We start from the raw sequence: 12,386 nt of genomic DNA on the forward strand, positions 1-12,386 counted from the left end.
AAGACACCCCGGAAGCTCCAGCTTCCTGAGACCGACACAACCTCCGCACATTCTGAATCAAACCCGACTCGCTCGTTCAATCTTTCTTGATTTTCGGGAAGCTAGAGCTTCCTGAACAGGTTACCCAAGCTAGAGCTTGGGTAACAGCATAATGTCATTTTAACAAATCGCGGGAAGGACCATGAGCGGCGTTATCATAACCGTACCCGCCCTCAAACAAAGCGATGGGTTTCCGCTTCGCTGCTACCCATCCTACGGCGCCGGAAATTGGATAGACGGCTAATGTAGGGTGGGTAGAGCAAAGCGAAACCCACCATAGAACGCCACGAAAGTCATTTTACAAATCGCGGGAAGGGCCATGGGCGGCGTTATCTTAATCGTACCCGCCCTCAAAAACAAAGCGATGGGTTTCCGCTTCGCTGCTACCCATCCTACGGCGCCGGAATTTCACAGCATACCCAGGCTTAAAAATGAACTAATTGGCCATGCCGGAAGTAGGGTAGAGTTCTTTACCCTCTTTTGCCAGTTCGTCATTCAATGCCTTGGCATAGGCCGCTCTAGCGGTTTGTGTAATACCCAGCAAAGTATTCAAACGTTGAATTTCAGCGTCGGTCACGCGCAGATTGTTAATCTGATTCTTGGCGTTCTCGGACAGATCGTTCAAATCGTATTCAATACCGTTGATAGTGACGATTTGTTTGTTTGCTTCACTCATGAATTTAAGTCTCCTTAGCTAAGTTATAGTTTGTGTGTGGTCATATTTGCGGATTTTACGACAATGCTATTTTGTTTGTTCGAGTAATGATTCGCATCCCCTTATCGTTACATTTTTCGCAAAGCGTCCGTTCGCTGAGCGGAGTCGAAGCGAACCGGCTTTGCCGGACGGCTTATACAACCCGTCCGGCAAAGCAACCCAGGCAAAAAGCCGGCGGCAGAGTAAGAGTCCTGGTTAAAAATTAAATTTCAACGTATCGTCCTTAGTGCCGAACAACGTATCGAAATCCACGGACGGAGCGGGTTGCGCATCGCTGCGCGCCTTGTGTTCGCGGTAGCGTAAATCCTGCAGCCGGGCCTGGCTGAAAAGCTGGGCATACGCCAAGCCTAGCGCGCTGGTTTTGGCAAGACTTTGATACGTCTCGGGGCTCAAAGAACGCAAACGTTGCTCGTCGATCTGATAAAAACCGCCCAAATTTTGCTGTTTCTTGGCTTTTTCCGGATCGGCGTCGTTAGAGTTGGGTTGCCAACTGATAGTCCAGGGCTGAATCAACTCGGCTTGTTGCAGGGCATCGGTCAAAGCTTGCGTCAATTGCTGGTTTTGCAGGCGTTGCGTCAAAAAGTTAAGAATTTGACCTGCGGCCTCGGTTAATTCCCCGCTCTCCTGATAAAGTAAAGTGTCTTCTGGCTGGGCCGGGTTATGCAACAAGGGACTGGTGATGTCGACGGCTAGAGCTGCCTTGCCGTGTTCATCCGGTAACAGGCTGAAAGGATAGCCGCGGAAAAAACTCGGAACATAAGGCGCAAGCCATTTACCATGCCCATCCAAATAGACATTACGGTTAGGACGCAGGCCCAATAAGGCGATCAATTGAAACTTAACCGGCTCGGTAGGCGATACCGGAATAAATGCCAGAGCATAATAAGGTAAAGTTTGCGTCAGCTCGGCCATTAAAATCGGACAATAAACGTCCTGGCTAGCAAAGGCGTAATGAGTAAATTTTTGCCAGCCGGCTTGGCTGTGGGCTTTAGGGTCTAATAATTGCCAGCGGTTCATCGTTACTCCATTTGACGTTGTTCAAGAAACGAATTATACATGCTTTGACATTCTAAATGGGCGCAAGTCCGTATAAATTTACCTCGAATCGGGTTTAATCGCAGATTGGCGAGGAATAGTATATATACCTTTCGCACTTGAAATTTCGGCAATGCCAGAGGAGGCGCCAGGGTGTCCGATCAAGGCTTTGCCAGCATGGAGCTGGCATAGAGACTGCATGGACGTAACTATTCAGTCTCCCGGCAATTATCGTTCCCATGCTCTGCGCTCGCCGTTATACACAAGTGCCGGTAAACTTGCTAAACAGAGTTCGTCGTATACTTGGAAACGGTGCTGTTTGATAAATCTGCGGATATTGAACATCAGTGGCTTTCCCTCACCTAACGCTAGGTGAGGGAAAGTCGGGAGCGTTGGGCGGCAAAAAATGGTATCGAAGCCTCATTAGCTAAGATTACAAAACAGTAATTTTTGACTTGTGTATAACGGCGAGTGCTCTGCGTGGGAATGCCTGAGTACCGCTCCAGCGGTACGAGACGCCAGAGCGTCTCGGTCTTCATTCCCACGCTGGAGCGTGGGAACGATAGGGGGGGTGAACAATTACACAAGGACAGCAAAAAAGTCCGGCTATGGAATCGATATATCGATAAATAAACAATGAAAAAACATTTTAATTAAATCAAATATATAAAACTTAAATTACACTAAAATACTTCAATCATAGTAATAGAAAGCCAAATTTTAAGCATTATTTCACCCAAAATAAGGGCGGTCCCTAGAAAAATTATTAAAAACTCTCTATACTCAAGCACCGTAAGCTATCAACTCAGTCCAGCTCTTTACTTAGAAAGGCTGATCAAGGTATAGTGCATACAAAATTCAGTGCGTATCAAAACGCGTCTAGAGTTCTTTCTAACAAAAAGCGAAAACCTCAATTGGAGATTTAACATGGCAACACTCTCAGTGGATATCGCTCAATCCTACATGGACACCTTACGGTCCTATGGGCTTGAGTTTAACATAAGACAAACCAACAACCTGACCAACCGGATCATCAACCGCTTGGAAAATCGCGGCCACACCCCTGAGCAAGTAGCAGACTGGCTTATGAGCAGGGTTGCGGTTAAACAGCAATTGAGAAAATTGGTTAGACAAGGCCAATTGCCTGAATTCGATCTGGACGGCTCTGGCCGGCTCAATCGGGCGGAATTGCAAAATGCAATGACAATCTTGACCGAAACCGCGGTCGAAGACGCGCCGATCGAAGGCTCCACGCCTCCGCCCGACCCAAGCATCACCACCTTGACGCTAACAGAAATTCCGACGCAAAGAACCACCACCTTAATGTGGGATGAAGTCGATGCAGACCAAGCCCTCGGCTTCATGCAGAACGTACTGCGTCTAAACCTGAATCAGCTGGGTTGGATGAACGAAGATGGCGAATTAACCGTCAACATCGAAAATATCACGATTAATGACACAGATGTAGATGACGGAGCCGAAATCAATATCGGCTTCGCGGACGGCGGATCGTACTGGCTTAGCGTAGATACGCCGCTGGCGCTGTATGCCGGTATTATCTTTGACGAACTGTGGCAGGACACTGAAGTCACGCAAACCGGCATCGTGCTAACTCCGACCGAAAATAACGGCGGCGCCTTCGAAAACGGCATTACCTCGGATGCCGACAACCTGATTATCGCCGGTCGCCCAGAGTTGCTGCACGGCGCTTATATCGACGGCGGCGGGGGTTACAATACGCTGGAAGTCGATATGAAAGGCTTCTTCGCACAACCTTTCCAATTACTGAACATCCAGGAAGTCATCGTACAAAACCTGCCGAATGTATACGATTACGACCAAACCATTTTTGGCGACACAAACAATGATGTCGAAAACGGTTATAACGGTTATTTTGCCAACTTCCCGATTCCTAATTTTGAATCACTAGCATTAGACGGCAACAACATCCTACTAGGCAGCAACAGCATCCTTGATTTAAGCCGGGCCAGCAGTCTGGAGAAACTTGTCATCACTGAAGGTGACTTCCCTTTGTACGATTCTGAAGGTGACTCTATAGCAGGAGGCGATCTATATATTGTAGGCGTTCGCAACAACGCCCTGCTGCGTTTCGAAGGCGGCTTCGACAACGACGTGACCGTCCACTACGGCGAAGGCATGACGGAAGGTGCGGTCAACGTAGAGCTGATGGTCGGCGATGTCAAGGCCGATATCAATATCCTGCATAATGCCTCGGTCTTGAATGTCGATTCTCAAGGCACCGAAAACCACTTGGACAGCTTCTTCGGCGGCGGATCGTTGAGCTACCTGAACATCAGCGGCGAAGCGATCTTTTCGGTTAACGATGACATGTACGACGGTTTCAACCCTGGTCGCCCGGCCCACATCGACGCCAGCGCCAACACCGGCGGTGTGGATTTGACCCTGAATAACTTCTCTGACGCGATTTTCTTTACCGGCACAGCGGAAAGCAAAGACGAGTTTACCGCTAACAACAACGGCAAATCCGTCACCATCAACGGCGGCAACGGCGATAATGAATTTACCGCGACCGGCGGCGAAACAGTCGTCATCAACACCGGTAACGGCAACAACACCATTATCACCGATGACAGCGATAATGTAACGATCACCTCCGGTGCCGGCGACGATATCATCTCATCTGTTCGTGGCGATTCCGTAACTGTCAATGCAGGCGACGGCAACAACGAAATCACCGTAAGCGCGGATGTTATCGACATCGCTGCAGGCGCGGGCAATGACACTATCGTTGTTTCCGGCATGGGCACCACTCCAATCGGTAACGCCGATGTGATTCCGGCTGCCACGGCAGTACTCAATATCGACACCGGCACGGGCGAAGACACAGTGGTTCTGGGTCGAGACGTTTTTGGCGGCGGTTTCTTTAACCAATTTTTCGGCATCACCGCGCTGCAAGGTTCCAGCATCACCGGTGAAAACATCACGGTATATGTAGAAAATCCAAGCGATTTGCGTGCCGCGGAATTGTCGGGAATTCAAGAGGTTATCTTGAATCATGACGTCAGCGAATCGATCAATGCGGACGTCGATAACTATGGCGTGGCGCCGATTTTAACGCTGACTTCCGAGCAATTCGCGGCCATTGGCGGCGGAAACTTCAGCGTGGAAGGCTCGCCTTTCAGCACCTATTCGCAAGTGAAAGTCATCGTCACCGAGTCGACTTCCCTGACCGACTTGGGCGTGGACGACTTGCCTTCAGGCGTCGACCTGGTCTTGGAAATCCAAGACGGCGTCACGCTGTCGATGACTGCGGAACAGTTGCACACCAAAGTCGCTCCGCAAGGCGTGACCTTGGCAAACGACCACAATACCGACTTCCAAGTAGGTAGTGTTATCATTACAGGCGCGGGTCTAGACTTCGATCCGTTCAATACCAACGATCAAGCACGTACCGAAATCGATGGTATAACTTACTTCGGCGGCTCATTGTCAAGCGACTTTTATAACGACGCTAACCAAAATGGCATAATCGAACGTAGCGAATGGGGCAGCAATGTCCTGATCGACCGTCTCATGACCGGCTATGATCGTCCTGCGGATGTGCCTAGCTACAGCCGCTTGGTCATCGATACCGATGTAACATCGGAAATCGGTCCGTTCCAAACCATCGAAACTTTCTTGCGAATCGTGGGCGATAGCGGCCTGACCTTTACCCCGGTAGAAGACGGGCGCGACGAGTGGGGGCGTCCTGTCGAAGGCGGCAGTGCGATTGAATTGGGTATCGATACGGCTCCAAATCCTGATGCGTTCAATGAATTCATCATCGACTTCTCAAGCGTCGGCGGCGAAGTCGTCAACCTGACCTTCGCGCGCTTCGAAGATGCCTTGGAAATCTATGGTAATGGCACCGCGGCAACTCCGGCGCGCTTGAACGTCGAATTGACGGGTAATGTCGCATCCTCGGAGCATGGCTTGTTCTCGCGTGATGTGCAAACCTATGTGGTCACCGACCTGAATGGCGAAGACCGTCAATTCTGGACTTCCCGCGTTACGCAAGACCTGGAAACATTGGGTCTGCGCGGCAACTACGATGAAACCATCACGTTCGGTAACACCGAGCGCGGCGTCAACTTCCTGATGGAAGTGGTTTACGACAAATTCGACGGCTATGCGGTCGGTAACCTGGTCGCCGACTTTGCCCGTGACGGCGCCAGCACCGTAGTCGATATCGTCAATCTCGACGCGCCGATGCCGGCGGGCGAAGTGCAAAAAGTCGCGGGTATCGATGTCAGCGACGGGCTAGTGAGCACGTCAATCAATGTCGAAGGCGGCAACACCGTCATCGAAAGCTTTGCGGCAAGCAACGCATTGGTCGAATTGAACCTGTCCGCCGACGCCAACCTGGAAATGGCACAAACGCTGCCTACAGGTCTCACCAGCCTGGATGCATCGGGCGTGGTCGGCACCTTGACCGCGGAAATCGATCTGTGGCAGGAAGGCGCTAACGGCCCGCTGACTTTCGTGGGCGCGGCCGGTACAACTGAACTGACCCTCGACGACGCGTTGCAAGGCGCGATTACCAGTATCGAAGGCGCAGGCCCTGTCAATCTAACGATCGGCAACGGCACAGGTTCCGACTCTGTCGATCTGACCGAAACGACCCTGACCAATATCGGTACAGTCACGCTCAACGAAAATTCAACATTCAGCATTACTGTCGATCAAGCCGAAGTGATTGGCGCGGCGAGCTTTATCTATGAGGGCGCGGATGGCGCGGCAACGCTGAATCTGGTCGGATTGAACGATCAAGTATTCGCGGTGGCCGACTATCCGGAAGGCTTGATGGTGACCTTGACTCTGGCCGAACTGCCGGAAGTCATCTTGAATCCATTGACAGACCTGACGGGTATTGGCGGTCTGGTGATTCCGGAAGGCACGACCCTATACCTGAGCATGGAGCAGTTCCAGCAACTGGACGGCGACGGTATGTTGACGGGCGAAGGAAGCGTTGTCATTACTAATGTAATGCAAGAATTTGTCGGCGAAAACGGCGAAGATCTGGATCTGGACGGTATCGATCTCACTGGAGATGACAGCACTGTCACGCTCAATCTGGGCGAGTCCGTCAATTTGTCGGATGCGGATCTGGTCGACGGCGGTGAACCTTCAGTGACCACCTTCAACATCGGCGAATTCACGCTGACCTTGGGCGATATCAATGACGCCGATGGCGTGGCCGTGATCGGCGATGCGGGTAGCGTATTGAAATTTATCGATATCAGCGAGCCGATCCTGTCGCAAATCGACGCGTCAGGTTTCGATGTCGATACCCTGATCGTTGAAGCGGCCCTGGTTGCCGATAACAACGTCGATTACATGTTTGACGGTCTGCCGGAGCGCGTGACCAAAGTCATCGTCGACGAATTCGGTCAAGTTGTGGGTCGTATCCAAAATGTTGTCATCCAAGAAACTGTGACCGTCCCTGGTGACCTGTCCTTCAACGACTATGGCCTCGACACCGAAGTCAGCACGCTGAATCTCACGCTGCAAGGCGGCGCATTGCTCGGCGGCGATCTGATTGTTTCGACCGTGACGCCGGACTCGGACTTAGTGGCCAGATACCTGCAAGAACTGAACATCGTTTCCGAAGGTACGGCAGCCAATATCGTTACGGGTAAAACCGACAACATCATCGCAGGCGATATCACGCCGTTGGCCTTCCCTCTAGCGATTGGCGCCGGCAGCCGCGACAACAACTTGAAGCTGGTCAACATCGACGCCACGCAAAATCTGGTCATTGAAGGCGATATTATCTTCAATTCGCATGGTGATTTCGATGACAATGCACCACTTGACGGCATCACCGCCAATGACGACAACAACGCCACGGTCACCCTTAACATCAGCGGAGATGCCGATGTGACGGTGCAACAGCTCGATATCAGCGATGCCGACATCGCATCTTTGGTGATCAACAACAACGGCGGCACCCTGACCGTAACCGGCGCGAGCCCTGCGATCGTGACGACCGGCGAGCCTGGCGAAACCCAGACTCTGGTGTTGACAGGCACGGGCGACATGGTGTTTGGCGACAACGATGCATTGACCAGCAATGTGGGTATCGACAGCACCTCTCTGGTGTCTATCGATGCGACTGGCCTGGAAGGCGATCTGAACCTGGGCGAGGTTGCCGAAGTCAATTCCGCGGCGTTCAGCTTCCAGTCCGGTACCGGCGTGACCTTGGTCAACCTGACGGGCGGCACGTTAGACAGCCTCGGAGCAGATAGCACAGCCGGCACGGACGACGACACCGCAGGCTGGAGCTTCGACTTCACCGGCGCGGCGGCAGGTTCGCAGCTGCGGATCGATAATGGCACGGCATTGAACTATACTGCCGGCTCCAAATTGTCGATCAACATGGGCGCTAACGGCGAGCTCTTCATCGATGGCGACATTGGCAGCACGGTAGACTTGTCCGGTCTCGATCTCGACATCAGTTCGGTGCAGGATATTATCCTCGCCGATGGCGTGGAGTTAATCCTGACTGCGGATCAAGCGAACGGCTTGAACATCGTGGCGGGTCCCGACCGTGGTGCGGCTGGCATTACAGCGGTAGTGAACATCGTCGAACTCGGAGATGAGCCGGTCGATCTGAGCGGTATCGCCGCCGATATCGCCGGAACGACTACCCTGGAAGATGACGATGTGACTCTGGATGCGGCGACCGATCTGGGCGACTTCAGCATCACGCTGATCGATCCGATCTCGAGCGATCCGATCGCGGGTCAAACCATTCGCTTGGCTACGTTCGAGCAGGCCGACGGGCGCGAAATTATCGTGACGGGTTCGACGACCTTCGAAAATACCAATGTAGTGTGGCTGTTCGACAGCTTGCCTGCCGGCGCCAAGGTCAACACCGACGGCTATAGTTCGGAAATTGGCCGTCTGTGGATGTCGGAAGACTTGGTCACTGGTCAAAACGTGGAAGAGCTGTTCACCAACTTGCACAGCGACATCATCATCCGCATCGTGAACACCGAAGCGCTGTCCGGTGTGTTGGTCACGACAGGTTTCGACCGCACCGTGGAGATCGAGTCATTGACTACATTGGGCGATCTGACCTTTAACGACATCGATGAAGTGGGAGAACCGTTCGATTTCGTCGAAAACCTGAGTATCACCTTGGGTGGCGGAGTCGTGCTAGGCAACGTCGAGGTCGATAACATCCTGGCCGCGCCGATCGACAACGATGACGAGTTCGGCACATTGACGATCCGTTCAAACACGGCAGCTGATGAAAACTATTATCTGTTGCCGGAACTGGCGGATGGACAGGAATGGAATACCGGAAGTGGCGGTGTGCCGCTGCCGGGGGCGACCAATACCATCGGTAACCTGAGCAGCGGTAGCGCCACGTTCGATCTGAACACGGTCGTAATTGAAACGGCTGCATTGACAGGGTTCCCTATGGTCTTTAATGCGGCCACAGCGGCTTTGGTCGGCGGCACCGTCTTCTTCTCCGATGATGATGCCGGCACCACGGCGCTTTTGGATGTCAACGGTCCGAGCGATGTGACTTTCAAAGCGCTTGACACCAGCGATCCAAATATCACTGTTTTGACTGTCGATACTGCCGGTCATTCGGGCGTCTATTTGCTGACCGGCGGCAGCCCTGCGGCGGCAATCGGCAACACCGAGGTCTTGAATATTGATCAGGGAGCTGGCGGTCAAGTTTGGTTCGGTCATGTCAAAGACGGTGATGATTATGTGCTGAACACCGACGGTAACGGCGATCCGTATGCCGGTGTCGCGGGTGGCGATTTGAGCGAAATCAATGTAAGCGGCACCGCTCCGGTGAATTTGGGCGTCATTGCCCTGATCGACGGCAGCGACGACGACACCGACGATGACGGTATTCCTGACCAAGATGCGTTCACATTGAACGGTAACGGTGTAACAACCGCCATCTTGGGCGAGGCGAATGTCAACGGCGTGTTGGTTGCACCGACTCTGGATGCGGAAAGCACTTGGGCCTTCAACGATGTAACGCTAACCATGACTGGCGATGTTACAGTAGGTGCTGATTCAAACCTTGTGTTTGATACTGTAGCGCTGACGGTAGAAGGTGACCTTGATCTGACGGAGGCTAACCTGACTTTTATCGACACAACTGTTCATGTGCCGGAAGGTCAAGCTCTACACTTGACTCTTGATCAGATTGCAGGTCTTGGAACGACGTTTATTACGGGTGAAGGATCTGTTGTTGTAGAAGGCGAAGTCGATACCGACGCAGCTGTAGCATTGGATCTGAGCAACATTCGGACCGTGGGCATCGATCTGTCCGGCCTGACCAACGCGGGTGTCATCGTGCCGCAAGCCAACGATATCGTGGTGACGCTGAATGCGGCGGGTGCGTTGAATGACGCGGATCCGGCTGTTGCAACTGGCTTCAATGTTGTCGGCACGGACTTCAACGATGACATCACCGGCAGTAATCTGGATGATACCATCGACGGCGGAGCCGGGGACGATACTTTGACCGGCGGTGATGGCAGCGATACCTTCTTGGTCACAGCGGGTGTCGATACCATCTCCGACCTTCATGCAGATGATCCAAATGCCGATCCTCTTGCTGATCCGTTCGAAGCTGATGTTCTCATCGTCTCCAACGGTGCGACGGCCAATGCCGACGGCATTACCTCGTTCTTCGCCACGGCGGAGACCGTCAACAACGGCATCGCCAACTTGACGACAGACATTGCCGGTGGAGTCATCGACATGACGCTGGCGGCCAACGGTAACGGCTTCAATCTGTTCGGTAGCGATGGAGCGGACACCTTGATCGGCAGTGCCAACGCCGATGTTCTCATGGGCGGCGACGGTCAAGATACACTGACCGGTAACGGCGGTGCGGATATCTTCCGATTCATCAGCCATACCAGCGAACCGGAAGAGATGGTGGTTGAAACGACGACGCCGGGAGAGGATTGGGAACGGATTGAGGTGACTGCTGCAGCTACAGCCGATGGCACCATCACGATTCCGTACTCGACCAATAACGGTGGGACTTTTGCCAACCTCAGCGTTGCGGTGACGAACGGTATGACTGCCAATGAGGTGGCTTCAGCGATCCGTAACGCGTTTGTTGTCGAGGGCTTTACCGCCGTTCTGGATGGTGTATCGGATGTTGAAGTTCGTGGCGCCGTTGGCACCAGTTTGGAGTTGGGTGTGTTCGATGCTGATGGAACTGGAGTTACAGCAACTATAGAAGATGCGACTACAAACACTGATGTTGCGCAAGTAACGGAAGTCACGATCGGTGAATTAGTCCCTGGTGGTGATGTCGTGATTGGTGAAGTCTATTCGTTGACCTTCACACTGGCAGGAGGTGATACGACGTTTACAGTCAATCATACCGCAACCACAACCAGCGAAGCAGATGTGGCGTCCGGTTTGGAGACTTTGATCAACGCATTGGGTGGAGCTGTCACTGCGGGAAGTGCTGGCAACGTTCTCACTATTACCGATGGTAATGTTGACAACGGCGGCTTCACAGTGGTCACTTCGTCGACGGGCGGCTTCGACGGTTCTACCGCCGGAGATGTCAACGATGTCGCCACTCTCGATATCATCATCGACTTTACCTCGGGCAGCGGCGACAAGGTCGACTTCCAAGGTCTGGACGCAGCGACGGGTACCAACTATCTGGAAGCCGGAGAAGTGGAAAACTATGCTGATGCAAGAACTGCCGCGGACACTGCGCTCAACGGTACGATTCGCTACTACCTGACTTCGGTTGCCGACGATAGCGGTGACGCTGCCGAAGGTCATGGCGTGCTGTTCTTCGACGCCGATGGCAACGGTACGGCAGACGGTGCGGTGTTGTTGGTTGGTGTTACGCAAGACAACTTCGCGTTTACCGACATCGTCAACACCCCTGCGGTCTAATCTTACCCGCACCCGCGTGCCTCGTTCCCAAGCTACAGCTTGGGAACGCCCCCCTTCAAGCTCTGCTTGAAGGGGGGGTAGCCGCGAACAAGGTCAGCTAGCCGGGTAGGACGGGTCAGGCGAAAGCCGTAACCCGACATTAACTCGGGAATCTTACAAACCAAGGATAACCGTAAGGCCAGTGACGGCCTGCCAAAAAACCGCCCCGGGCAACCGGCGGCGGTTTTTTTATGCGCGAAACCGCCGCACGCTCGTTCCCACGGAGGACCGTGGGAACCAGAAAAAATAACCCTCGTTCCCAAGCATCAGCTTGGGAACGCCTACCCTCAAGCTCTGCTTGACGAAGCCGGGTAGGTCGGGTTAGGCGAAAGCCGTAACCCGACATTAACTCGGGAATCTTGCAAACCAAGGATAATCGTAAGGCCAATGACGGCCTAAACAAAAACCGCCCCGGGCAACCGGCGGCGGTTTTTTTATGCGCGAAACCGCCGCACGCTCGTTCCCACGCTCCGGCGTGGGGAAACAGAAAGAAGGGGTCACAGAAAGAAGGGGTCAGGTCTAGAATAAATGCGTTTTGTTGTTTTCGCTCGGTGCCGGTTTCTCTCGTTCCCACGCTCCGGCGTGGGAATGCAGACGGGGGATGAGCGAATCAACTCCGGTATGGGTT

3 protein-coding genes are annotated in these 12,386 nt (G+C 53.1%); 1 reads left to right on the forward strand and 2 read right to left on the reverse strand.

Annotated features, from left to right (window positions below):
- Positions 1 to 475: 475 nt before the first annotated feature.
- Together WJM45_RS06140 and WJM45_RS06145 are read right to left on the reverse strand one after the other, a co-directional pair.
- The gene (locus WJM45_RS06140) at positions 476 to 715 is read right to left on the reverse strand and encodes a DUF6447 family protein (RefSeq protein WP_341328088.1); all 240 of its coding nucleotides are present in this window, start codon (positions 713 to 715) and stop codon (positions 476 to 478) included.
- 234 nt (positions 716 to 949) lie between these two features.
- A complete protein-coding gene (locus WJM45_RS06145) occupies positions 950 to 1,771 on the reverse strand; it encodes a SapC family protein (RefSeq protein ID WP_341328089.1) in 822 nt (273 codons plus the stop codon).
- A gap of 945 nt (positions 1,772 to 2,716) precedes the next feature.
- Here WJM45_RS06145 and WJM45_RS06150 point away from each other — a divergent pair.
- Positions 2,717 to 11,719, forward strand: coding sequence for a hypothetical protein (locus WJM45_RS06150; RefSeq protein ID WP_341328090.1), 9,003 nt, complete (start codon positions 2,717 to 2,719; stop codon positions 11,717 to 11,719).
- Positions 11,720 to 12,386 lie beyond the last annotated feature (667 nt).

The organism is Methylotuvimicrobium sp. KM2 (genome assembly GCF_038051925.1).
In the GTDB taxonomy this organism is placed as follows: Bacteria; Pseudomonadota; Gammaproteobacteria; order Methylococcales; family Methylomonadaceae; genus Methylotuvimicrobium.

Bases quoted from the DNA above. Each gene is read 5' to 3' on its own strand.
- WJM45_RS06140 (WP_341328088.1), bottom strand. From the start codon at position 715: ATGAGTGAAGCAAACAAACAAATCGTCACTATCAACGGTATTGAATAC.
- WJM45_RS06145 (WP_341328089.1), bottom strand. From the start codon at position 1,771: ATGAACCGCTGGCAATTATTAGACCCTAAAGCCCACAGCCAAGCCGGC.
- WJM45_RS06150 (WP_341328090.1), top strand. From the start codon at position 2,717: ATGGCAACACTCTCAGTGGATATCGCTCAATCCTACATGGACACCTTA.